This is a genomic window from Pedobacter segetis (genome assembly GCF_016623585.1).
Lineage (GTDB): Bacteria > Bacteroidota > Bacteroidia > Sphingobacteriales > Sphingobacteriaceae > Pseudopedobacter > Pseudopedobacter segetis.
Map to the genome: position 1 here is coordinate 22,249 of NZ_JAEHFY010000003.1, position 23,054 is coordinate 45,302.

Genomic DNA, 23,054 nt, shown 5'->3' on the forward strand with positions numbered 1-23,054 from the left:
GTTAAAGTATTCTTCTGCGTATAACTTTTGTAACCCCTTCTTTTAGAGCAACAAATAATAAACTAGGGTTAGCAAAAATCTCTTTACACAATTTTTTTAATTCTTTGCTGTTATTCTTTTCAAAAAATAAATAATAGGCCACCAGCATTTTATTTTGAAGAATTTTTAGGTTTAAAGTTTTTCGTTCAAAATCATTCATGTATGATTCAAATGTATGGAGAAGCAATTGCAAATCCTGAATGTGTAATTTCCTAAATTCTGCACCTTTTCTGTTATCACAGATATTACTATTATCTACATTTTTTCTCCAAAGTACTTGATTGGTAAAGCCTACCCGGCAATCTGCATTTTTGAACATCATTTCGAATAGCAAAAACATATCATCCCCAATATTCACTTTGGGATTCCATCCAAAAGGAATACATTTTTTTTGAATGATTGAACTTGAACTTGGAGACGGACTTTCTTTAAAGAGAACAGTTCTAAATTCTTGATAATCAAATAAATAAAATTCATTATTTGATATTTTTTTATTTTTTGAAAGATAAGAAAGTTCATTTTTCAGGTTCTTTTTAGAAAAACAATGGATGAAATTTGAAAAAAACATATCTAAATTATGATCAAGCATATAATCAACGCTTTTTTCTAAAAAATCTTCATTTAAAGTATCATCCGAATCTAGCGGGGCAATAATTTCTCCTTTAGCATATTGCAGGCCCAAATTCCTTGTATCTCCTTGGCCAGAATGTGATTTTTGTATGTAAAACAGTTTGTTTCCAAAAGTTGAAACAACTTTTTTTGTGTTATCTGTAGAACCATCATCAACAACGATAATCTCAATGTTTTTATAAGTTTGATTTAGTACAGACTCAATTGTTTTATGTAAAACATAACCACGATTAAAAGTTGGTATAATCACCGAAACTAAAGGCTGTTTATTATCAATTAACAAGATGTGTAATTAAGAAATTCATAGGCGGCAAAGTTATTTTAATACTTCAACAATGCAACATTAAAGGTTAAATAGTGTTTGTGATTGTTGGTAGCCTAATACATAAATCAACTAATGGCTTTGATGATGCAGTTTAAAACAGAATTATGATGTTATTGTACTTCCTCGGAAAACTCATGGTATATCCAAGATGACGGAAAAACCAAAACCAAAATGATTAGGAACAAAAATCCAGAGATGATGATCAAAAGAATTCGGCTTGCATTTTTATTCGCAAATTGTAATATCTCTTATGTTTCAAGCCTCCATCTTTCTATTCATATAAAATAAACGTTAAATTCTGCAGATGTTCTGGTTAAGCTTAGCGATTGATTATTTTGAGGTTCAGTTCCACAACGCTTTCACGTAGAAAGAGAAAGAAATTTCTATAATACCTCGTACCCATCATTCATAATCCTTTTTGAATAAAATATTAGGCAAAACACCCACTTTAATTCTATTAATGATGCGGTTTAAGTTAAACTAATATTAAGTGAATGTTCACTATTTCTGAATAAATTCTGAAGGTCAACCTATCATTAACACATTATTAATCGTCAGTTAATCTGAAGTTAAACATGCCAAAATACCTTAGCAGAAAATTAATAATAAATGAAAATACGTTTAATTACCTTTCTATTTCTGTTCATTACCTCTGCGGCATTTTCTCAAAACACTTTAACTGGTAAGCTTTTAGATGCAAAAAATGGCGAACAATTAGTAGGTGCTACAATTAAGCTTTACAACCCCGTAACAAATGCGATTACACAATTAGACGGTTCTTTTAAATTTAAAGATTTGTCTTCTGGTAATTATCACATTCAATGTGCCTATTTAGGTTACCTAAAATTAGATACAGTTCTTAACATCGGCTCTTCTTTAAGTGTTGTTTTTTACTTGCAAAGATCATCAACAAATTTACATGAAGTAACCATAGTTGGGGTAAAAGATGGCTCTTCGCAGCAGTACGCCCGCCGGGCAGAGCAAAAATCTGATAACGTAAGTAATATAGTGTCAGCAAAAAGCATTCAGCTTTCCCCAGATCTAACCGTGGCCAACGTACTGCAAAGGGTTTCTGGAGTTTCTATTGAACGTTCAAACACTGGCGATGGTGAAAATGCCATTATCAGAGGGATGGATAAACGATATAACGTTACGCTGATCAATGGGGTAAAAATACCGAGCCCAGATAACAGGAATAGGTTTGTTCCATTAGATATATTTCCTGCCGATCTTTTAGACCGTCTAGAAGTAATTAAATCTTTAACCCCCAATATGGAGGCTGATGCCAGTGGCGGGGTAATGAATATTGTGATGAAAGATGCACCTGATCATTTAATTGTCAATGCAAACGCGGCAGCGGGATATAGCCAAATTTTCTTAAACCAAGATGCCATGCTTTTCGGTAAGGGTGCGATCAACCTTCAATCTCCGGCAGAAATCAATGGAGAGCAATATTTGGCAAAGATCAGTGATTTCACAAAGTCAAACTATCGGTATAGTGCAAAGAATTTTCCGGTAAATAGTGTGGGAGGTTTTTCAATTGGTAATAGGTTTTTACATGATAAACTAGGTGCTATTGCAGCGTTTAGTTATCAAAACAACTTTAGGGGGTCTAGTTCTGTGTTTTTTGAACCTAGCACCCAACCAAATCCCTCAACAGACAAAAATACAGATAGTAGCCCTGTATTTACCGATGGATTTTTTAGGACTTACACCAGCCAACAAAATAGAGTTGGTGCGCATTTAAAATTAGATTATCACCTAAGCCCAAAAACCACTTTTAGCCTTTTTTCTACCTTTTTACAGCTCAATAAAACAGAATACCGCCATTCTATAGATTCTGTTTTGGCTATCCAGAGAGTAGGCCCTGGACAGGGTTTAGTAGAGATAGCGGATAGATCCCGCTACGAAAAGCAGAATATATCAAGCTTTACCCTGCAAGGGAAGCATTTGGTAAGCCAACGCTTTTCTGCCGATTGGTCTGCGGTGTATTCTAAAGCCACAAGAAAACTTCCAGACTTTGGTCAGCTTAAAAGCACTCATCAAGTGGGTATAGATGCAAATGGGAACACTTACGAAACACCTTTTCTTTTGTTAAGCTTTGGCCGAGATTGGCAACATAACACTGATAAAGATTTAGCAGGTTATTTAAACCTCCATTATTATCCTACTTTATTTAAACAAAAAGTTGCTTTTGATTTTGGGGGGCTTTACAGACATAAAAATAGGGACAACTACGATAACAAATATACACTAAGCCCAAAATCGAACCCAGATGGAAGCCCACAGGTATTTAATGGAATAGATCAGGCGCAATTTATTTTTAATCCCGCAAATGCGGCATTAGGATCGGCTTCTTCTAACCCCGGTGTTTATACTTTTGACGAAATCATTGCAGCGGGCTATGGAGAGCTAAAATTTTTAATCTTAAAAAAGCTAGAGTTCTTGGGCGGAGTTAGATTTGAAAGTACAGCCCAAAATTATGAGACCTCTGCACCTATTTCTTTTGTAGGAAAATCAGGCTCTATCAGTTATTTAGATGTATTGCCTAGCGCCCATTTCAAATATATTTTAAACAGAAAACAAGCGGTTAGGCTTTCTTACTATAAATCTATCAGCAGGCCTGCTTATGCAGATATTATCCCTTTCCCAGATGCCAGCACCAGTGAATTTTATACTTTAAACGGAAACATCAACTTAAAACATACGCAAATAGATAATTTAGATTTTAGGTACGAGGTTTTCCCGGGCGGCTTAGATGCTTTTATGGTGGGTGCATTCTATAAGTTTTTGCAAAACCCGATAGAATATGCGCTGAAACAAACTACCACATCGGGGCAAGAATTAAGGCCAGATAATTTTGGGAACGCTACTAATTATGGTGTCGAGGTAGTTTTTACAAAGTATTTTGGCACTTGGGGCGTGTCCGGAAATTATACCTACACTCATTCAAACATATCATCAAATAAAGGGCTTTATTATCGAGATACAAACGGTAACCTTACCACCATTTATGTAGAACAAAACAGACCATTACAAGGCCAATCGGCACATATTGGTAATTTTTCTTTGCTTTATAAAAATGTGAAGCAAGGGATAGATGCGCAATTGGCCGCTGTTTATACGGGCGAACGCATTGCGCAGCTCTCTCTTTACAGAAATTTAGACTACTGGCAAAAAGCTTCCACCGTACTGGATTTTTCTGCCGAGAAGAAAATCAGTAAGCACCTAAAAATATACGCCAAGGCCAACAATTTATTAAATACGCCTTACGAGGTTATCATAAAACAGCCCAATCGTTTTACCACCGGTAAATTGGCCCTGCCTGCACAAAACAACAACAGTTATATCCTCACGCAAAGAGATTTATATCAGCCTTCTTATTTGTTGGGATTGAGGTATAAGCTTTAAATTTCAAACTATATTAAATTAAAAATCATGAAAATCAAACAATTATCATTTATCATTTTAGCGGGAAGTATGGCCATTATGGCTTCCTGTTCTAAAAAGGAGAACACCCAAATATCTACCCCGCCGTTGCAAGTTGGGCAGGCCGTGAGCGATACCGCTCCACTAACTGGTTCTATAAAAGGGACAATGCTTAGTGGCAAAACATACACCATTAGTGGAGATGTAACAGTTAATGAAGGCGATACCCTTTTGGTACAAAAAGGTGTTAAAGTTTATATGACCAATAATGCAGATGTGATCGTTAAAGGTACGCTACTTTCTTTGGGTACTAAAGAACAACCTAATTACTTTACGGTAAAAGATGCTGTAAAAACCAACGACCCAAATGTAAACCCAGATGATGATGACGCTTATAAAGGCCTTTGGACGGGCATAAACTGTGATGTGACCTGTAAATTATTAGTATTAAAGTGGACACATATCGAATTTGGGGGAGGAGTATATACCACACCTCCGGTTACCGGAACCAAGGCAAACGATAATTCTTTTGTAGTACTTTTTCAAAACGTTGACGGTGTTTTTGTAATGGAAGACTCTTGGGTTTATGGCGGCATTGATGATCCTATCAGGCTAAAAGGAGGCAAGTTTAATTTGATGCGGAACACTTTTGAAAAATGTGGTAAAACAGGTGGCGATGTGATGAACGCAAAAAGCGGTAGCGTTGGAAATATGGCCTATAATCTGATTATTGGTTCTGCCACTACGGGTACCAAAGCTTCTAATAAAGGTGGTGCCCCTGTGCAATGTAATGTTAATATGTACAACAACACTTATATAAACGGCGGTTATAGAAGGTTAGAAAGTGGCAGAGGTGGATCTGTGAATTACGAAGAAGGATCTAGGGGGAATGCCTTTAATAATTTGATCGTAGATTGTAGATTTGGTTTTAGAGTGGTTAATGACCCATTAGCCGACACTTTGAACCTAAAATATGGCAATACCTATAATTACAACAGTACTTTAGAGACAGCAAATGAGATTTATCCTACTGGATATATTACCAAACCAAAGCCTTCGGATATTCCTATACCAAGTTCTTTCTTGCCAGCAAGTTATGCTTTAGGCGATATTTATGATGGCAGCAGCGTGGTGGCCAAAAACGACCCTAAATTTATGAATTATCCATTGCCACAGTCTAATTTTAAAAAGATAAGTACTGTGGGCACTTATGATTTTCATTTGTCAGCTAGTTCGCCATGTGTAGGAAAAGGCACTACTACCGCTTTTTCCCCTTTAAATGTAGTCCCTGTTGATCCTAATTATGGTTCTTCAGAAATTACCCCTCCGGGTAAAGATATAGGTGCTTTCCAAACAGACGGTACCGGAAACCAACATTAATAGTTTGTTTTTTTTAATGTGAGTATGATGGGCAATTCTGTTCATCATACTTTTTTTAAAAGGGAAAAAACTTAATATCAAGCTGTTATTCTAAATTTAATACGCTTTTTAAATTAAAAATTGATGAAAAAGTTGCTCTATCTATTGGTTTTGGCAATTCCTTTTTTAAGCTATTGCAAGAAAAATACGGCATTGCCCATCAAAGATAACCCACCTATTGGAAATACTGATAGCATTATTCCCATAAAAAAGGCGACCTATAATGGTACTGATATTAAAGTTGATACCACCATCTATACCAAACAGCCAATTACCCATTATTTAGAAAATACCAGTTTAGTTGAGCAAAGCGGCATTGCAGCTAGTGCCGCACAAGACAGCATATTCTACATTCATCAAGATAGTGGAAACGCGGCAATAATTTACATTATCAACACTAACGGGAAATCTATTGGAAAAATAATGCTCAATGGCATACACAACAGAGATTGGGAAGATATAGCCGTTGGGCCAGGGCCCATTACGGGCAAAAGCTATATTTATTTGGCAGATATTGGCGATAACGATGCCAAATATCCAGCAATTGTGGTTTATAGGTTCCAAGAACCTGATTTATTGTCGCAAAAAACAGATCAAGAATATCTTATTAGCGAATTTGATCAAATTAGGTTAAAGTACAACGATGGGCCAAAAAATGCAGAGTCATTAATGGTAGATCCAGTTACAAAAGATATTTACATAGCAACAAAAGAAAGCAACAACGCAAAAATATATAGGGTTGGCTATCCACAAAATATACAAGAAACCACTACTATAAGATCTTCGGTACAACTTCCTTTTGATAAACTTACCGCTGGCGATATCTCATCAGATGGGAGCGGGATATTACTGAGGAACAAATCTACCGTTTGGTATTGGCGCAGAACATCTAAACAAGATATAATTACTACTTTACTAACTGCCCCCATCTCAATCCCCATTCAAATGGAATATCAGGGAGAAGGTATTTGCTTTGCACCCAAATTAGAAGGGATTTATACCAATACAGAGGTAAATAAGAGCAATTCTGCCTCGCCTTATTTCAATTTTTACAGCAGAAAAAAATAGATGCGATTTTTGCTCAGTTTGAAAAAAAGGGGCGACTTTAACCACCCCTTTTTTTAAGATTGATTTATCATATTAAACTTCATAGGTTGTAGAAGAAGTATCACCGCCTCTACCTGTCCAATTGGTATGGAAAAACTCGCCCCTTGGTTTATCTACCCTTTCATAAGTATGTGCGCCAAAATAATCGCGTTGGGCTTGTAGTAAATTTGCTGGCAAACGCTCACAACGGTAACCGTCATAATAATTTAAACCGGCACTTAAACACGGAACCGGAATTCCGTTCATTACAGCAGTAGAAATTACTTTTCTCCAGCCAGATTGATGGGCCTTCATTTTATCCGCAAAGAAAGGGTCTAATAAAAGATTTGCCAATTCAGCGTTTTTATCAAAAGCATCCTTAATGTTTCCTAAGAAACGAGAGCGGATAATGCAGCCACCTCTCCACATCAAAGCAATGCTGCCATAATTTAAAGTCCATTTGTATTCATCGGCGGCAGCCCTCATCATTTGATAACCTTGGGCATAAGAAATTACTTTTGCAGCATACAAAGCAGCTCCTAAATCTTTAAGAAAAGCCTTTTTATCTCCAGAAAAATTAGGTGTTGGCCCAGTTAAAACTTTAGAAGCAGCTACACGCTCATCTTTTAAGGCAGATAAACATCTAGAAAAAACAGATTCTGTGATCAATGTTAAAGGGATCCCCAATTCTAAAGCCACGGTACCTGTCCATTTCCCGGTGCCCTTTTGCATGGCCGTATCTAAGATCTTATCTACCAAATGCGTTCCATCTTCCTCTTTATAAGCTAAAATATCTCTGGTGATTTCAATTAAATAACTGTCTAGTTCCCCTTCGTTCCATTCGGCAAAAACATCATACATTTCGCTTGTACTCATGCCTAAAACGTCTTTCATAATTTGGTAAACCTCATTGATCAGCTGCATATCGCCATACTCAATGCCATTATGTACCATCTTCACAAAATGTCCGGCACCACCATCGCCTACCCAATCGCAACAAGGTGTGCCGCCATCAACTTTGGCTGCAATTCCTTGGAAAATTGGTTTAACGGCATCCCAAGCCTTTGGCGAACCACCTGGCATAATAGATGGGCCTTTTAAGGCACCTTCTTCACCCCCAGAAACGCCGGTACCGATATATAATAGGCCTTTGCTTTCTACATATTTTACTTTTCTTTCCGTATCGGGGAAATGGGAATTCCCACCATCGATAATAATGTCGCCTTTATCCAATAATGGGATTAAAACATCTATAAAATCATCAACAGGTTTACCCGCCTTTACCATCAACATCACTTTACGTGGTGCTTTTAACGAGGCGATGAAATTTTCGATTGTATCGGCTCCATAAATATTTAACCCTTTTGCCCTGCCTTCTACAAATTTTTCAACCTTATCAACAGTGCGGTTAAAGGCACTTACGTGAAAGCCCTTGCTTTCCATATTTAAAATCAGGTTTTCGCCCATAACGGCAATCCCTATCACGCCAATATCAGATACTTGCTTCATTTTGTTGTTTATTTTTATAAGAGTGGTTTTTTTGATAGCCAAATTTAGTTTTTTATTGATAGATAGCAATTTTAAGCTTTGTTTTTTGAGGGATCAAAGCCAAATAATCAAAGTCTCCATGTTTTTATTGATGATACCTTGGCTTTTTAAAGAAATATTTAACCCATTATAAAATCAACATTCTTTTTTAAAGAGCCTTCAAACAAAAGGGTTTCTTTGCTATTTAGGTAATTTCTGGCCCTTGCCGAAGAGTAAACCCAAAGCTAAGACCACCGGCTCCTGTTGTGTTAAAATGGCCAAAGAAAATCAATTTTTATGTAAAGACTAAAAAGCTAGCGTTCTTGCCCATTGTTTTTAAGACCAAAATATTTTCCGACTTAAGATATACAAATGGCTGATCAAATAATTTTTTGTATGCCCAACTATATTTAGTATAGTGTATTGCGGTTTTATTCGGTATAGAACGCAAACATTTTATTAACCTTTTCTTGTTCGTTAAAGAACATTACTTCAATTGCTTTTTTATTCATTACTGATTTATAATACAATGCAACCGAGTTGATACCTGTGGTTATCTCGTAAAGTTCGAAATGTAGATCGGGTATTTTTTCTAGAGCCTTCTGCCAATAGAGTTTAACGTTTTCTTTTCCTTTCAAAGAGCCGCCCTCAATACCGCCAGCCAATTTTATCATAGGGGTTGTGATCTCAACATCATCGGTATAATGGTTTAAGATTTCTGAAAGGTTGTGCGAATTCCATGAGGCGATCCATTCTTCTGCAAATTTTTGTGCATTCATAGTTTGTTATTTATGCTGATAATATCCTATTAATTTAAACTTCTCTGAGCCATAAAATTATTGATAAGTTATTTGATATCGAAAATTTATCCCGAGACAATTAACCAAGAACCATCCTAAAAACATCTTCAAGCCCTTGCATTTCAATTTAATAATCTATACTTTTGCAGTCCCGCAAAAAAGCGGGGATTTAAAAAACAATATTGTAAGAAATGAATCAATACGAAACCACTATCATTCTTACCCCGTTGTTATCAGAAGAAGTTGCTAAAGAGGTAATTGCAAAATTCTCTCAGTTGCTAACTGATAACGGAGCCGAAATTGTTATGGAAGACAATTGGGGTTTGAAAAAACTGGCGTATCCTATCCAAAAGAAATCTACGGGATACTATCACTTAACTGAATATAAATGCTCAGGAGAGGTTATCGGCAAATTAGAGATCGCATTAAAACGAGACGAACGTGTAATGAGATTTTTGACAATTAGTTTAAACAAGCATGCTGTTGCGTACAACGAGAAAAAACGTGGCGGAGCTTTTAACAAGAAAAAAGACACAGCGGAGGCAGCAAACTAATGGCACAAGACAAAATCCAATATGTTACCGCTCCCAAGGTGGAGGATAACAGAAAAAAATACTGCCGTTTTAAAAAGAACGGGATCAAGTATATTGATTACAAAGACGGCAACTTTTTATTGAAGTTTATTAACGATCAGGGTAAAATTTTACCAAGAAGGTTAACGGGTACTTCTTTAAAATACCAACGTAAAGTAGCTCAAGCAGTAAAAAGAGCTCGTCATATTGGCGTATTGCCGTTTGTAACTGATGGTTTAAAATAAGGAGGCAAGCACAATGGAAGTAATATTAAAACAAGATGTTAAAAAAGTAGGCGAAAAGGACGATATCGTTAACGTTAAGCCTGGTTTTGGCCGTAATTATTTGATCCCTCAAGGCTATGCTATTCTGGCTACAGATTCGGCAAAGAAAGTTTTGGCCGAGAACATTAAACAAGCTCAGTTTAAGCAAGATAAAATCAAAAAAGATGCAGATGCCATGGCGGCTAAATTAGAAGGTGTTAAGCTTTCTATTGGTGCAAAAGCTGGCGAAAGCGGAAAGATATTTGGTGCCGTTAATACCATCCAAATTGCTGATGCTTTAAAGAAAGAAGGTTTTGAGGTTGATAGAAGAAGAATTACTTTTGAAACCGACGTAAAATTTGTTGGAGATTATATCGCTAACCTAAACTTACATAAAGAAGTTAAAGTACAAGTTCCTTTTACTGTTGTAGCAGAATAAGTTTCTTTTTACAAAAAACAAATGCTTCTTGAATTTTTTTCAAGGAGCATTTTTTATTTTAGCACCATGGCATCAAGATCCAAAAGAAAAGCATCCTCATCATTTACGCTAAAGAGAATAAGCCGATGGATGGCCAGGTTGCTGCTTTGGTTTATAGTTATTAGCGTTGCCTGGGTATTGATCTATAGGTTTATTAACCCACCTATTACCTATTTAATGGTAGAGCGGGGCTTTGAGAGAAAAGCAGATGGCAAAGCTTGGAAAATCGATAAAAAATGGCGTGATTTTGATAAACTATCGCTCAATTTAAAAAAAGCGGCTATTGCCGGCGAGGATGCCAGTTTTATGTCTCATCATGGTTTTGATTTTGCTGCCATTGAAAAAGCATATACCAAAAACAAAAACGGTAAAAAACTGCGGGGCGGAAGCACCATAAGCCAGCAAACCGCAAAAAACGTTTTTCTTTGGCCTGGCAGATCTTATATACGCAAAGGCTTTGAAGCCTATTTTACTTTTCTGATAGAGACTTTTTGGAGTAAAAAACGGATTTTAGAGGTTTACCTCAATGTTATTGAAATGGGCGATGGCATTTACGGGGCCGAGGCCGCCTGCAACAATTACTATCATAAATCGGCTGAAAGTTTAAGTAAGGCCGAGGCTGCACTATTGATCGCTGTTTTACCAAACCCCATAAAGTGGTCGCCTGTAAAACCAACTGATTATGTTGCCCACAAGCAATACCTGATTTTAAAGAATATACAAAATTTAGAAAGGTTGGGGGTTTTAAAAGACGGATTCTAATCTAAAAATCTTTGAATGCCAGCTATCTTTAAAAGGTATTTCCCAATTTGTTTTTAATTGATGATAGTTAGAAACTAAGTTGTTGAAAACCAAAGTCTCCCTATTTATATTCCCCAATTTTATCTGCTGTTCAAATTCTTCCCTCGGTGCAGATTTAATTTCGTCCTTTACCTTCCAGGCAATGTTAAACCTATCAAATAAATCAATACCGAATTTGCGTTCTATTTCTTGCATCAAATGTACAGATTTATCGATAGAACAACCGCTTGCCAAAGCTTGCTCCTCATCTACGATCAAAATAATGAAACGATTATATTTTATCTCGAAACCTGCTTTTAGAGCTTGGTTATGGGCAACCCAATTTTGTGTAAAATTTTTTAAAAAACCGGCCAGAACGACCATCTCACCATCGTTAAAAACCCTGTTAGATTGGTAAACCCAAACTCTTGCTGTATCATTGATCATATACAAATTTATATAAATAAGATCAGCTTTTTGATGGGTTTTTGTAAACATTACATCAAGGTACTAGACCTAACCGGATTGCAAACAGGCATCAAATTCTAAATTTAACATTCTCTATCGTGATTTATAAAATCAACAAAGTGAATAAGTTGATAACTATTTCTCTAAAACAAGTTTTAACCAAATAATTTTAAATAATGAATTTGATTTGTTGCTTTTTGCTGATAGCGAGGTTGCTAGTTTCTTTTTTGTATCATGATATTGATAAGGAAAAGCTCGATAGCTGTAAAAAAAGTTTGATCCAAGAATTCCAATTGCACCAAGCCGAAACGGTTTTAGGGGCTAAGAAAACCGATTTGGAAATAACCGATAAAGGTTTTATCAGATATAAAAGAACAGGTTTTGACGGTAAAATTGATTACTATAGCTTCAAGGCCGAAAACTTGGAAAGAGTTGACTATTTAGGAACTGAGGATGCTGGCTGGATGGTTCTAAAGTGTAAGGCAGAAACCATCATCTTTCAAACATATAATGATAAAAACGGTAACGAAGATGAAATGGTTGATCAAATAAAAATCCCGTTAAAGCGTACCGATGTAAAAAGTTTAAATGTTATCGATTTAAACCTTCAGCAGATAAAGGATATATTTTCCTCTAAAAATTAACATAAAAAAAACGATGCTGATATAATTCAAGCATCGCTTTTTATAATTTCATCAAAAAAAACCTTATAGCTCTTTCCGCAGCCTTGCAACCGGGATCCCCAGTTGCTCCCTATATTTGGCTACTGTTCTCCTGGCAATATTGTAACCTTTATCTTTTAATATTTCGGTCAGTTTCTCATCTGCCAAGGGTTTTAATTTATCTTCTTTGCCAATACATTCTTCCAAGATCTTTTTTACCTCTTTGTTAGAAACCTCTTCGCCGTTTTCTGTTTGTATAGCCTCAGAAAAAAAAGATTTTAACAAAAAAGTGCCAAATTCGGTTTGTACATACTTAGAGTTGGCCACCCTAGAAACCGTTGAAATATCCATTCCTATACGGTCTGCAATATCTTTCAGGATCATTGGTTTTAATTGCCTCTCATCGCCATCTGATAAGAAGAACTCATATTGGTAATTCATAATGGCGTTCATTGTTTTTAACAAAGTTTGTTGCCTTTGTTTAATCGCATCAATAAACCATTTAGCAGAATCTAGTTTTTGTTTTACAAAATGTACCGCTTCTTTTAGTTTCTTGTCTTTCTCAGAGGTTTTCTCATAATGCTGAAACATCTCTTGGTAAGATTTGCTTACCCTTAATTCTGGGGCATTTTTAGAATTTAAGGTTAGCGTTAAAACATTTTCGTTTTTAGCGATATGGAAATCGGGGATTACCTGCATCTGCTTCACGTTAGAAGCGCCAGAATCGCCAGGTTTTGGGTTTAATTTTAAAATTTCTGCAACTATTTCTTTTAACTCTTCTGAACTTACGTTTAAAGATTTTTCTAGCTTATCGTAGTGTTTTTTTGTAAACTCATCCAAATAATCTTCTACAACTTCTATCGCCTTGATGACGATCGGGTTTGCTTGGTCTCTTTTTCTCAGTTGGATTAGCAAACATTCTTGCAGGTCTCTGGCCCCGATGCCGGCGGGATCAAAAGTTTGGATAACTTTTAACAGGTCTTCTACCTCTTGTTCTTCTGCCATCACATTTTGTGAGAAAGCCAAGTCATCAATCAAAGAAGGTATGGGGCGGCGCAAATAACCATCATCATCTAAACTGCCAATAATTTGTTGGGCAATTAGATAATCGTTATCATCTAAATGCACCAGATCTAATTGAGCTTGCAGATTTTCAAAAAATGTGTTGCTTACCGCAATTGGCAACTCTTTTTTTTCCTCGTCATCTTCATTGCTATCATATTTGCTACCGTAATCGTTTATGTTATCATCCTGCAAATAATCATCAACGTTAAACTCGTCATAGTTCTCTTCTTTTTCTTTTTCAGAATAATCATCTGGGTCCTTATCCGGATAATCTTCAACCGGATCGTTCATATCTGCTAAACTGATGTCTTCTAAAGCTGGGTTTTCTTCTAGCTCTTCTTTTATACGGGTATCTAGAGACACCGTAGGCACTTGCAGTAATTTTATGAATTGTATTTGTTGAGGAGAAAGCTTTTGTAGAAGTTTTTGTTGAAGGTTTTGTCTCAGCATGATTTTTGAATGTGTACCAAAGTTAAAAAAATCTTGTGATTCCTGCTCAACAATTATCAAACCAAAATTTATTGAAAAAATTAAGGCTGTGAGTGTAAAATAATTTATAATTTTATCTTTAATTATTAACTAAAAATAGAAACTCTATGGGATTTGTTAAAGATTTTAAAGATTTTGCAGTAAAAGGCAATGTGGTTGATTTGGCCGTTGCCGTTGTTATTGGAGCCGCATTTGGTAAAATTATAACCTCGCTTGTGGCAGATATCATAACGCCTTTGTTATTGCAGCCGGCATTAGATGCGGCAAACTTAAAAAACATTGAAGATTTAACCGCCTTTGGTACGGTAAAATACGGCAGTTTTTTATCTGCCGTGATCAGCTTCATAATAATAGCTTTTGTGTTGTTTTTGATCATTAAGGGTATAACCGCCATGAAAAAGAAAGAGGTTGCTACCCCTGCGGCACCAGAGGCAATTTCTAAACAAGAGGTATTGCTAACAGAAATAAGGGATCTTTTAAAAAGATAGGCTCTAAAATTGTTGATTGCAAGCGTTATTATTTTTTTGAAATAACGTTGTGATTTTAAAAAAACAAGCCTATATTTGCACTCTTGTTTTAAAAGAGAGATTTACAATATAACATCATGAAAAGAACATTCCAGCCTTCTCAAAGAAAAAGAAGAAATAAACACGGGTTTAGAGAAAGAATGTCTACTGCAAACGGCAGAAGGGTTTTAGCTTCTAGAAGAGCAAAGGGCAGAAAAAGATTAACAGTTTCTGACGAACGCCGTCATAAAGCATAGTTTTATATGCTGTTAATTACCATCTTTTGGTAAGTAATTTCCGGCGTTTAAATTAAAACCTCGGTTAATGGCATCTAAAATAAACAGTTTTAAAAAAGAAGAACGATTATGTAATAAAAAGTTGCTAAGTGCGCTTTTTGCTAATGGTTCTTCTTTTTTATTTTATCCTTTCCGTGTAACTTGGCTGTATTCCCCATCGGCTTTAAGCCAGCAAGCTGCCCAAATAGTTATTGGCGTACCAAAAAAAAGATTTAAGCATAGCGTTGATAGAAATCTCTTGAAAAGGAGAATGAAAGAAGCGTATCGGTTAAACAAAAGCATAAAACTTTACCCTTTTTTGATGGATGCTAACAGGTCTATTATCTTGAGCTTGACTTATGTTGGCAAAGAAACATCAGATTATGCCTTTATCTTTAAAAAAATGGCGGCCATGATTGAAATTTTAATAGAAAATATAAATACCCATGAAAATCATCAATAAAATAGTTGGGTTTATATTTTTGGTGATCATAAAAACCTATCAATATTTTATTTCTCCATTATTAGGTTCTTCTTGCAGATTTACGCCAACTTGCTCTCAATACGGGGTAGAAGCCATTAAAAAACACGGCGCATTTAAAGGAGGGTGGTTAACTTTAAAACGAATAGGACGATGTCATCCATGGGGTAAACATGGTAGTGATCCTGTTCCGTAATTGGATGTATGCTAAAAGCTTAACCTATAATGCAGAAAGCGGCGCAAACATCAGAGCAAACAGCAATAAAATTGTAATCAACTTTTTAGAGTTTTTATAATATATGCCTTTAATACTTCAAATAGAAACTGCTACGCAAACTTGCTCGGTTGCACTTGCGCAAGATGGCAAGGTTTTACAATCTATTCAAAAAACCGAAAAGAATATACACGCCAGTTATCTCACTTTATTTATTGAAGAGCTTTTGAAGAAAAGCGAGAGGAATTATCAAGATTTGAGCGCTGTGGCGGTAAGCATGGGCCCTGGATCTTATACAGGCTTGCGCATTGGTGTTTCTACGGCAAAAGGCTTGTGCTATGCCTTGGATATTCCGTTAATTGCAGTAAATACTTTAGAGGCAATGGCAGCAGGCTTTAAACAGAAATGTTTTTCTGTAAATGGCAACAGTTTATTTTGCCCCATGATAGATGCCAGAAGAATGGAGGTTTACCATGCCGTTTTTGATGATCGCTTAAAACCGATAGCAGAAACTGCTGCCAAGATAATTGATGAAGAAAGTTTTAATGATCTTTTAAGAGACCATAAAGTTTATTTTTTTGGCGATGGCGCAGCTAAATGCGAGGAGTTGTTGGGTAAAAACCCTAATGCTAGGGTAATGGACGATTATTTATGCAATGCCGATGATTTGACCTTTTTAGCTCTAAAAAAGTTTAACGATCATGATTTTGAAGATGTTGCATATTTTGAACCTTTTTACCTAAAAGATTTTGTAGCAGGAAAAAAGAAAGTTTAACGCCTTCTGTTTCTCTTATCATTTTTTCTTGCCCGTTTTTCAATGGCTTTATTTTCTTTTTGCGCCTTTCTTAATTCCTTTTTCCCCATTTTATAAACAAAGCCAGTTTCTTTATCGTTTAAACCGGGAATGTAATCTGCATTGCCCATATCTTGCATTTTTTTCCCGAATTTCACGTTTAAACCAATATAAAATGCCGCTCTAGGGCTACCGTTTCCGATATTTTCATTTTGTGTAATAAAACCTTTGGTAAAATAATAGGTTGGGAAAACCTGCTCCGATCCCACATAGAATTCTGCATTTGGGGATTTGATCATCAGCTGCGAACCTAAATTCCATTTAGAGATAAAATCGTAAACCGGGTTGATACTGATATTAAAGGCGTTTTTCCTTAAATTGTTGATGATGGCAATTTGGCCCTCATTATTGAAAAAACTCTTATTTAGTACAAAAGTTGCTCTATAAAAGTCAAAATCTTTAGAAACGGTAAAGGTTGTTCTGCTATCGATAACGCTGTTAAAACCTTTCTTACGTTCGGTTGCGTTTATGATCTTTCCAAAATTAGAGAAAAATGTACTATTGGTGCCGGGTTTATCCGCATCGTTTACGGTAATATCATCGGCAAAATCATAAATAGAGCTTTTTTTACTCCAATGTATAAAACCTAGATCCTTAATGTTTAAACTTAAGTAAAGCCCTTTTTTTGAAGTATAAGACGCTCCGGCGCTAATTGCTGCACCCAAGTTTTTAAAATTTGGGAAAAGTTTAGAGTAAGTGAATTTATCGTTCCCAAAACTGGATCTATACTGCCCTTGTAAATTAGCCGTATAACTGGTATCGCTATCTATGCTTAGCTTAGAAGAGTTGATGCTTATTTTAGAATAGGTAGCACCGTTTAGTATAGAAAACTTAGCCCCAAAACCCCAACGTTCATCATAGTTTTCCCTATAATTGATAGCTAATTGGTAATAAGACTGATTTGTGCCTTTGTTGTTTAAGATGTTTGTATAAGAATTTTCATTGAAATTCCTGAAATCATCTAGCAAAACAAATGTTCCGTTACTTATGCGTACGTTACCTTCATCCTTAAATTTTAATGAAAAACCTAGTTCTCTATTATAATTTGTGGTTTTAAATATTTTGAACATAAAAAGGTACAAATCTGTACCGTAAACTAAATTATTAGTGTTGGTGTAATTGCCAAAATTAGATGCGCCAAGTCTTTGGGTAAAAAGATATTTCTTAAAAGCGGTTTGTGCCTCGCCATTAAAATTGCCAAAAACAGAAAATGATGGTAAAAGATTTAACGCATATTTTCTGCTAAGATCCTTGTCAAAACTTTGTTCAACGGGGTTTTCGAAAGAATCATACTGTGTGCCGCTATGGCTTAATGAGAAACTTTGTGCAAACGTTTTAAAGGTAAAGAGCATGATGAAAATTAAACAGGAGCTTTTTTTCATTCTTTAAAATTAATGGGATTAATGTAAAACGTTAAATTTCATGATAAATTCTTAACCTTAGGGTTTAGAGTTTAACAAGCTATCTATGCTTGGCAAAAGCTTCTTTGCCTCGGGCATTTTGTTCATGTACATAGTGGTAAAGTATTTATCTCTATCGGCACTAAACTGAATGGCAAAACCGTAAATATCTTTCCAATTGAAATTATCGCTTTTGAAATCTTTATAAGCGGTACCGCTTAGAAAAGATTTTATCATTGCTTTGGAGTTGCTGTTGTGCACAAAGAAAAAGATGTTACCTTGGTTAGATAAATATTGCTGAAAGTCTAAATGCTTATCGGTTCTGCTTAAAAAGTTTTGCTTTTTGTAGTTATCCAGGTACCTTTTTAAAGCGGTGGTGTTATTTGCAAAAACCAGGTGATTTTCTATCACTGCAAAATAAGGCCTTCTAAAACTCTCAAATGGTTGCCCAAAATAAGCTTCTAAAATATTAGAGTCATCAAACCGGCGTATGTTTTCTGTGGTTTCTGAACTGATGGTTGACAACAAAAAATACAACCTGTTGGTGTTGCCAGATTTTACGATGCCAATTTTATCGCCTGAGGCCAACTGAAAAACGCCAAACTCTTTCCCAATTACCGGTATCAATTCTTTATCGAGGTTAATGGCGTGTTTTTTTGAGACGTTATCTAACTGATTTTTAAGCTTGCCCCATTTATCCGCACTTATTAAAAGTTGCTTTAGATCGTTATTAAATCCTTTATAATTTGAGGTATAGTAAAACACATAATTAGAGACATCATAAGGGATAATGTTAATTAAAGTGTTTACGCCCGGTTGTTGATCAAGAAAAAGGTTGAAATAGTTTTTACTGTTGGTTTGCGGATTTGTGATACCGCTGAACATTAGCGCATTACTTTGGTAATTGATATTTAAAGAAGCGGTTGCTTTTATGTTTTTTAGATTATAGGTTTCTTCTGGGTTTTTTCTGTTAGAGAAATTATTGAAAAACCCCGGCAGTTTATCAAAATTTAGGTACAAATTTGCAATAGAGTTTTTGTTTCTAACGCTGCTTTTATCTATTTTAAACTGATTTGCTTGTTGTTTATTAGCTATTAAGCTGATGCTCTTGTTTAACAACAAAGAATCGAAACTGCCTACAAAAATAGATTTATGAACAAAAAACCTAAAGTCTGATTTATTATTGAAAGCAATTTTATAAACTTTTTCTTCTTGTTGTACGCTGCTACTTAATTTATACTTTGATCTTAAATGATTTAAAACATCGGCATCAGCATCCATATCTTTTGCCAAATTTGCCAAGATCAAAATGTGGGCGGCATTATTTTCTGTTTGGTCTAATGCAAAATAAAGATTGCTCCCATCAAAAGCTGGCGTAATTTTTTTATCATCAACAAAAATTTTTTTGATGGCGTTTATATGGCTTAGCATATCATCCCCTAAAATATCATGTAAAAGATTAAAATCTTTAAATATGTCATAAAACGTTGTTTCGTTTTTATATTCAAAAACTATCGATGCGTCATTAGGTACAAGGGTAAATATCTTTTCTTTAGAATATTCTGATGAGGATAGGTTCTTAAAATAAAGCCAAGTAACGGCTATAATTGCTAAAAAAAGTACGCTGATAATGATTATAATTTTCTTCATTTCACAAAATCCTGATGTACAAAAATAGATTTTTGCATTGAAGGCTCGAAATTGGATTCATCTTTCTTAAATTAGCGCAACCATCAATTAAAAAAAATGAACAAAAGGATTATTATTACGGCAGCTTTATTTGGTGCATTGGCAGTTATTTTAGGTGCATTTGGCGCACATAGTTTAAAAAAAATAATCAGCGAAAGCCAATTAGAAATTTGGCATACAGCCGTACAATATCAGTTTTACCATACGTTTGCCCTGCTATTTTTATCAACTTTTGGTAGGTTTAAAAACAATATCATCAATTTTTCTGCCTGGTGTTTTGTAGCTGGAATTATCTTTTTTTGTGGATCTTTATACCTTCTTTCATTAAACGCGGCATTAAACCTAAACGTAAATTTCTTGGGGCCAATTACTCCAATTGGCGGTTTGTTTTTCATTTTAGGATGGCTAAGTTTACTTTTAGCTGCTATTAAAGATAAATAAATGATAGATTTTGATGGCGATGATAAAAGACAAACATTTTTTGTGGAAGTTATTTTGCCATTGGCAATCCCGCAAACTTATACTTACAGAGTACCGGCGGATCTAAACGACGGCCTAAAAATCGGTAAGCGGGCAGTGGTACAATTTGGTAAAAGTAAACTTTACACGGCTATTATATACGCTATTTCTAAACAGGCTCCCTTAAAGTACGAGGCCAAATATCTGTTGGATATTTTAGACGATGAACCCATTGTAACTGAAACACAATTAAAATTTTGGCAATGGATCGCCGATTATTATTTGTGCACTATTGGCGAGGTAATGGCCGCCGCCTTGCCAACTGCCTTAAAATTGGCTAGTGAAACAAGGATAGTTTTAAATATCGCGTATGAGTTTGATAAAGGCCAGCTTACAGATAAAGAGTTTTTGATTTTAGATGCTTTAGAGATTAGAAACGAGCTATCCATCACAGAAATAACCAAGATCTTAAATCAAAAAGCTGTTTTTCCGATATTAAAAGGTTTACTCGAAAAAAAGATAATCTATATCTTAGAAGATATTGCAGAAAAGTTTGTCCCAAAAAAGGTTGCCACTATTCGGTTAAACCCTTTTTATGATGATAAAGAAAACCTAAAACAATTATTTGAAGTTTTAGAAAAAGCACCTAAACAAGTTGATGCCTTACTTAGCTTTTTAAAATTAAAAAAGGAGAAAGGCGAGGTTAAAAAGAATGCCTTGATAGAAGATTCTGGCGTTAGTGCCGCTGTAATCAAAACATTGGTTGATAAAGAGATCTTTATGCAGGCCAATAAAGTGATCAGTAGGTTTTCTTCTAATGAGGGTATTATTGCCTCTGATTTTATTTTAGACCAACCTCAAGAAATTGCACTATCAGAAATTAGGGCAGGTTTTGTAGATAAACCTGTGATGCTGCTACACGGTGTTACCTCATCTGGTAAAACGCAAATATACATACGTTTAATAGAAGAATATTTAGCTTTAGATAAACAGGTTTTATACCTACTGCCAGAAATTGCGTTAACGGGCCAAATGATAGATCGTTTAAAGGTTTATTTTGGAGATAAGATCATAGTTTACCACAGTAAATTTAATGATAACGAAAGGGCAGAGGTTTGGCAAAAAGTTTTAAAAAAGGAAGTTAATATTGTATTGGGAGCTAGATCTGCCGTGTTTTTACCTTTTGTGGATCTAGGCTTTATCATAGTTGATGAAGAACATGAGGCCAGCTTTAAACAATTTGAGCCTTCGCCCCGCTATAATGCAAGGGACCTTGCCATAGTTTTAGGCAATCTGATGCAGTCTAAGGTTCTTTTGGGATCTGCAACGCCATCATTAGAAACCTATTTTAATGCACTTGCGGGTAAATACGGCCTGGTAAAACTATCAGGCAGGTTTGGGGGGGTAAAACTGCCAGAAATTGAAGTGGTAAATATAACGGAAGAGCGCAGTAGAAAATTGATCAAAGAAAATTTTACCAGTGTTTTACTAGAAAGATTGAAACAAACTTTAGAAAATAAAGAACAGGCCATTCTTTTTCAGAATAGGAGGGGTTACGTACCTGTTTTGATCTGCCAAACCTGTGGCAATACCCCAAAATGTATCAATTGCGATGTTAGTTTAACTTATCATAAAGCCTCTAATAAATTACATTGCCATTATTGTGGTTATAAAGAAGATAACATAACAGAATGCCCTGCTTGCGCCTCGAGGCATATTTCTTACAAAGGTTTGGGTACAGAGAAAATAGAAGACGATTTAAGGGTAATTCTTCCGGATGTAAAGGTTGCTAGGATGGATTATGACACCACCCGTAATAAAAATGCGCACCAAATTATCCTGAATGATTTTGAGGAAAAAAAAATAGATGTTTTGGTGGGCACACAAATGGTGGCCAAGGGCTTAGATTTTGATAATATTACCTTAATCGGGATCATCAATGCCGATAGCATTATCCAGTTTCCAGATTTTAGGGCTTATGAGCGAAGCTTTCAACTGCTTTCGCAAGTTGCAGGGCGGGCAGGTAGAAGAACAAAACAGGGAAAGGTAATTATCCAAACTTATGATATTAAACACCGTGTTATACAACAGGTGGTTAATAATGATTATGAAGGGATGTACCGCGAAGAATTGATAGAAAGGCGGCAGTTTAAATATCCACCTTTTTATAAAATGATCCAAATTAATATCAAGCACAAAGATCTAGGGAGGCTTTTAACTATTTCTGATGATTTTGCCAAAAATCTTAAATCTCATCTGGGAGAGATGGTTTTGGGGCCTCACTCGCCTTTGGTAGGAAGGGTAAGGAATTATTATATTCAAACCATAACGGTTAAAATAGACCATAAACATCAATCCATTACAAAAATAAAAAACCTGCTTAAACAGCAGGTCAGAGATTTTTTAGCCCATAAAAACAATAAAGCAGCTTATGTGATCATGGATGTTGATCCTTATTAAAATTTCCCGAAGTTGAATTGCAAACTCAATAAGCCCAAAGGCTTGTTGTTGAATTGCCAACGGTTAAAATTGTTTACAGAGGTTGGCGCATTAGTCTTGCTAGATTTCACTTCCTTATCATGTGTGTAAAGAAAATCTATCCCCGCTTCCGCACTGATGGTAACAGCAGAAATCACGTTATATTTTAGCCCTAAAAAAGGATAAACCAAGCCACCGTTCTTATCTATATTGGCTTTGTATAGAAAAGAATCGTTATTTGCATCGTGAGATTCCCCTTCAAAATTTACCCTTTTAAACCCAAGGTCGATACCATAAAACGGCTGTAATTTACTGTATATCAAACTTCTCTCAAAGCCGATTTTTAGATCAAAAGATTTATAGTTTCCGGTAATTACCTCGCAGTTTTCACATTCGTTCTTAAAAGAGTAACCGTCTTTTTTTAAATTAGAAATCTGGAAACGATAGCTGATTTGGTTATCATTTACCTTGGCAATAATCCCATTAAAGCCAGAATTATATAATGTACTGCCATTTCTAACCTCATTCAATAGTTTTGGATACTCTTCTACCGTTAAAAGCTTAATGCCTATCGAATAGTTAAAGTCGCTCTGAGACTGCGAAAAGACAGCCATCGAGGATGTTAAAAGGATAATAAACGTAAAATATTTTTTCATTTTAAAGTTTG

At 35.5% G+C, this 23,054-nt stretch carries 23 protein-coding genes; 15 read left to right on the top strand and 8 right to left on the bottom strand.

Features of this window, described 5'->3' with window-relative positions:
• Position 1 precedes the first annotated feature (1 nt).
• Positions 2 to 952 (bottom strand): glycosyltransferase family 2 protein, encoded by a 951-nt coding sequence (locus tag I5M32_RS02415; protein ID WP_200584586.1) that lies wholly within the window; start codon positions 950 to 952, stop codon positions 2 to 4.
• 651 nt (positions 953 to 1,603) lie between these two features.
• Between I5M32_RS02415 and I5M32_RS02420 the strand changes: the two genes are divergently transcribed.
• The 3 genes from I5M32_RS02420 to I5M32_RS02430 all read left to right on the top strand — a co-directional run bounded on the left by I5M32_RS02420 (position 1,604) and on the right by I5M32_RS02430 (position 6,910).
• A complete protein-coding gene (locus I5M32_RS02420; RefSeq protein WP_200584587.1) occupies positions 1,604 to 4,405 on the top strand; it encodes a TonB-dependent receptor domain-containing protein in 2,802 nt (933 codons plus the stop codon).
• A 27-nt stretch (positions 4,406 to 4,432) separates the two neighbouring features.
• Complete coding sequence (locus tag I5M32_RS02425) at positions 4,433 to 5,803, top strand: hypothetical protein (protein WP_200584588.1); 1,371 nt, start codon at positions 4,433 to 4,435, stop codon at positions 5,801 to 5,803.
• A gap of 123 nt (positions 5,804 to 5,926) precedes the next feature.
• The gene (locus I5M32_RS02430; protein WP_200584589.1) at positions 5,927 to 6,910 is read left to right on the top strand and encodes an SdiA-regulated/phytase-like domain-containing protein; all 984 of its coding nucleotides are present in this window, start codon (positions 5,927 to 5,929) and stop codon (positions 6,908 to 6,910) included.
• Positions 6,911 to 6,982: 72 nt separating this feature from the next.
• Here I5M32_RS02430 and gnd read toward each other — a convergent pair whose 3' ends face one another.
• Positions 6,983 to 8,437, bottom strand: a complete 1,455-nt coding sequence (gene gnd, locus I5M32_RS02435; RefSeq protein ID WP_200584590.1) for a decarboxylating NADP(+)-dependent phosphogluconate dehydrogenase — start codon at positions 8,435 to 8,437, stop codon at positions 6,983 to 6,985.
• Positions 8,438 to 8,886: 449 nt separating this feature from the next.
• A complete protein-coding gene (locus I5M32_RS02440; protein ID WP_200584591.1) occupies positions 8,887 to 9,234 on the bottom strand; it encodes a nuclear transport factor 2 family protein in 348 nt (115 codons plus the stop codon).
• A gap of 212 nt (positions 9,235 to 9,446) precedes the next feature.
• Here I5M32_RS02440 and rpsF point away from each other — a divergent pair, with 212 nt between their 5' ends.
• The 4 genes from rpsF (at position 9,447) to mtgA (ending at position 11,330) form a co-directional block, all read left to right on the top strand.
• On the top strand, positions 9,447 to 9,809 hold the full coding sequence (gene rpsF / locus I5M32_RS02445; RefSeq protein ID WP_200584592.1) for a 30S ribosomal protein S6: 363 nt from the start codon (positions 9,447 to 9,449) through the stop codon (positions 9,807 to 9,809).
• Positions 9,809 to 10,072, top strand: coding sequence for a 30S ribosomal protein S18 (gene rpsR, locus I5M32_RS02450; protein WP_200584593.1), 264 nt, complete (start codon positions 9,809 to 9,811; stop codon positions 10,070 to 10,072). Before rpsF ends, rpsR begins: the two co-directional genes overlap by 1 nt.
• A gap of 13 nt (positions 10,073 to 10,085) precedes the next feature.
• Positions 10,086 to 10,529, top strand: a complete 444-nt coding sequence (gene rplI / locus I5M32_RS02455) for a 50S ribosomal protein L9 (RefSeq protein WP_200584594.1) — start codon at positions 10,086 to 10,088, stop codon at positions 10,527 to 10,529.
• 66 nt (positions 10,530 to 10,595) lie between these two features.
• Entirely contained in the window at positions 10,596 to 11,330 is a 735-nt protein-coding gene (mtgA, locus tag I5M32_RS02460; protein WP_200584595.1) for a monofunctional biosynthetic peptidoglycan transglycosylase, read from the top strand.
• Here mtgA and I5M32_RS02465 read toward each other — a convergent pair.
• Positions 11,313 to 11,795, bottom strand: coding sequence for an ABC transporter ATPase (locus I5M32_RS02465; RefSeq protein WP_200584596.1), 483 nt, complete (start codon positions 11,793 to 11,795; stop codon positions 11,313 to 11,315). The genes mtgA and I5M32_RS02465 overlap by 18 nt on opposite strands.
• 197 nt (positions 11,796 to 11,992) lie before the next feature.
• Between I5M32_RS02465 and I5M32_RS02470 the strand changes: the two genes are divergently transcribed.
• Positions 11,993 to 12,460: a hypothetical protein gene (locus I5M32_RS02470; RefSeq protein WP_200584597.1), complete on the top strand. Its 468-nt coding sequence runs from the start codon at positions 11,993 to 11,995 to the stop codon at positions 12,458 to 12,460.
• 63 nt (positions 12,461 to 12,523) lie between these two features.
• On the opposite strand, the gene rpoN is transcribed toward I5M32_RS02470, so the two are convergent.
• Positions 12,524 to 13,993: an RNA polymerase factor sigma-54 gene (gene rpoN / locus I5M32_RS02475; protein ID WP_200584598.1), complete on the bottom strand. Its 1,470-nt coding sequence runs from the start codon at positions 13,991 to 13,993 to the stop codon at positions 12,524 to 12,526.
• A 146-nt stretch (positions 13,994 to 14,139) separates the two neighbouring features.
• Here rpoN and mscL point away from each other — a divergent pair, with 146 nt between their 5' ends.
• The 5 genes from mscL (at position 14,140) to tsaB (ending at position 16,283) form a co-directional block, all read left to right on the top strand.
• Positions 14,140 to 14,520 (top strand): large conductance mechanosensitive channel protein MscL, encoded by a 381-nt coding sequence (gene mscL / locus I5M32_RS02480; protein WP_200584599.1) that lies wholly within the window; start codon positions 14,140 to 14,142, stop codon positions 14,518 to 14,520.
• 116 nt (positions 14,521 to 14,636) lie between these two features.
• The gene (rpmH, locus tag I5M32_RS02485) at positions 14,637 to 14,795 is read left to right on the top strand and encodes a 50S ribosomal protein L34 (RefSeq protein ID WP_017258626.1); all 159 of its coding nucleotides are present in this window, start codon (positions 14,637 to 14,639) and stop codon (positions 14,793 to 14,795) included.
• A 67-nt stretch (positions 14,796 to 14,862) separates the two neighbouring features.
• On the top strand, positions 14,863 to 15,276 hold the full coding sequence (locus I5M32_RS02490; RefSeq protein WP_200584600.1) for a ribonuclease P protein component: 414 nt from the start codon (positions 14,863 to 14,865) through the stop codon (positions 15,274 to 15,276).
• The gene (yidD, locus tag I5M32_RS02495; protein WP_200584601.1) at positions 15,260 to 15,490 is read left to right on the top strand and encodes a membrane protein insertion efficiency factor YidD; all 231 of its coding nucleotides are present in this window, start codon (positions 15,260 to 15,262) and stop codon (positions 15,488 to 15,490) included. The genes I5M32_RS02490 and yidD overlap by 17 nt, the downstream gene beginning before the upstream one ends.
• Positions 15,491 to 15,593: 103 nt before the next feature.
• Positions 15,594 to 16,283 carry a tRNA (adenosine(37)-N6)-threonylcarbamoyltransferase complex dimerization subunit type 1 TsaB gene (gene tsaB / locus I5M32_RS02500; RefSeq protein WP_200584602.1) on the top strand — a complete coding sequence of 230 codons (690 nt, stop codon included), beginning with the start codon at positions 15,594 to 15,596 and terminating at the stop codon, positions 16,281 to 16,283.
• Here tsaB and I5M32_RS02505 read toward each other — a convergent pair.
• Positions 16,280 to 17,743, bottom strand: a complete 1,464-nt coding sequence (locus I5M32_RS02505; protein WP_200584603.1) for a DUF5723 family protein — start codon at positions 17,741 to 17,743, stop codon at positions 16,280 to 16,282. The genes tsaB and I5M32_RS02505 overlap by 4 nt on opposite strands.
• Before the next feature lie 57 nt (positions 17,744 to 17,800).
• The gene (locus tag I5M32_RS02510) at positions 17,801 to 19,411 is read right to left on the bottom strand and encodes a hypothetical protein (RefSeq protein ID WP_200584604.1); all 1,611 of its coding nucleotides are present in this window, start codon (positions 19,409 to 19,411) and stop codon (positions 17,801 to 17,803) included.
• Between the two features lie 96 nt (positions 19,412 to 19,507).
• Between I5M32_RS02510 and I5M32_RS02515 the strand changes: the two genes are divergently transcribed.
• On the top strand, positions 19,508 to 19,891 hold the full coding sequence (locus I5M32_RS02515; RefSeq protein WP_200584605.1) for a DUF423 domain-containing protein: 384 nt from the start codon (positions 19,508 to 19,510) through the stop codon (positions 19,889 to 19,891).
• Positions 19,892 to 22,369: a replication restart helicase PriA gene (priA, locus tag I5M32_RS02520; RefSeq protein WP_200584606.1), complete on the top strand. Its 2,478-nt coding sequence runs from the start codon at positions 19,892 to 19,894 to the stop codon at positions 22,367 to 22,369.
• Here priA and I5M32_RS02525 read toward each other — a convergent pair.
• A complete protein-coding gene (locus I5M32_RS02525) occupies positions 22,366 to 23,043 on the bottom strand; it encodes a hypothetical protein (protein WP_200584607.1) in 678 nt (225 codons plus the stop codon). The genes priA and I5M32_RS02525 overlap by 4 nt on opposite strands.
• Positions 23,044 to 23,054 lie beyond the last annotated feature (11 nt).

Bases quoted from the DNA above. Each gene is read 5' to 3' on its own strand.
- rpsF (WP_200584592.1), top strand. From the start codon at position 9,447: ATGAATCAATACGAAACCACTATCATTCTTACCCCGTTGTTATCAGAA.
- I5M32_RS02525 (WP_200584607.1), bottom strand. From the start codon at position 23,043: ATGAAAAAATATTTTACGTTTATTATCCTTTTAACATCCTCGATGGCT.
- rpoN (WP_200584598.1), bottom strand. From the start codon at position 13,993: ATGCTGAGACAAAACCTTCAACAAAAACTTCTACAAAAGCTTTCTCCT.
- rpsR (WP_200584593.1), top strand. From the start codon at position 9,809: ATGGCACAAGACAAAATCCAATATGTTACCGCTCCCAAGGTGGAGGAT.
- tsaB (WP_200584602.1), top strand. From the start codon at position 15,594: ATGCCTTTAATACTTCAAATAGAAACTGCTACGCAAACTTGCTCGGTT.
- I5M32_RS02440 (WP_200584591.1), bottom strand. From the start codon at position 9,234: ATGAATGCACAAAAATTTGCAGAAGAATGGATCGCCTCATGGAATTCG.
- rpmH (WP_017258626.1), top strand. From the start codon at position 14,637: ATGAAAAGAACATTCCAGCCTTCTCAAAGAAAAAGAAGAAATAAACAC.
- I5M32_RS02430 (WP_200584589.1), top strand. From the start codon at position 5,927: ATGAAAAAGTTGCTCTATCTATTGGTTTTGGCAATTCCTTTTTTAAGC.
- I5M32_RS02465 (WP_200584596.1), bottom strand. From the start codon at position 11,795: ATGATCAATGATACAGCAAGAGTTTGGGTTTACCAATCTAACAGGGTT.
- gnd (WP_200584590.1), bottom strand. From the start codon at position 8,437: ATGAAGCAAGTATCTGATATTGGCGTGATAGGGATTGCCGTTATGGGC.
- I5M32_RS02505 (WP_200584603.1), bottom strand. From the start codon at position 17,743: ATGAAAAAAAGCTCCTGTTTAATTTTCATCATGCTCTTTACCTTTAAA.
- I5M32_RS02510 (WP_200584604.1), bottom strand. From the start codon at position 19,411: ATGAAGAAAATTATAATCATTATCAGCGTACTTTTTTTAGCAATTATA.
- rplI (WP_200584594.1), top strand. From the start codon at position 10,086: ATGGAAGTAATATTAAAACAAGATGTTAAAAAAGTAGGCGAAAAGGAC.
- priA (WP_200584606.1), top strand. From the start codon at position 19,892: ATGATAGATTTTGATGGCGATGATAAAAGACAAACATTTTTTGTGGAA.
- I5M32_RS02425 (WP_200584588.1), top strand. From the start codon at position 4,433: ATGAAAATCAAACAATTATCATTTATCATTTTAGCGGGAAGTATGGCC.
- I5M32_RS02515 (WP_200584605.1), top strand. From the start codon at position 19,508: ATGAACAAAAGGATTATTATTACGGCAGCTTTATTTGGTGCATTGGCA.
- yidD (WP_200584601.1), top strand. From the start codon at position 15,260: ATGAAAATCATCAATAAAATAGTTGGGTTTATATTTTTGGTGATCATA.
- I5M32_RS02470 (WP_200584597.1), top strand. From the start codon at position 11,993: ATGAATTTGATTTGTTGCTTTTTGCTGATAGCGAGGTTGCTAGTTTCT.
- mtgA (WP_200584595.1), top strand. From the start codon at position 10,596: ATGGCATCAAGATCCAAAAGAAAAGCATCCTCATCATTTACGCTAAAG.
- I5M32_RS02490 (WP_200584600.1), top strand. From the start codon at position 14,863: ATGGCATCTAAAATAAACAGTTTTAAAAAAGAAGAACGATTATGTAAT.
- I5M32_RS02420 (WP_200584587.1), top strand. From the start codon at position 1,604: ATGAAAATACGTTTAATTACCTTTCTATTTCTGTTCATTACCTCTGCG.
- mscL (WP_200584599.1), top strand. From the start codon at position 14,140: ATGGGATTTGTTAAAGATTTTAAAGATTTTGCAGTAAAAGGCAATGTG.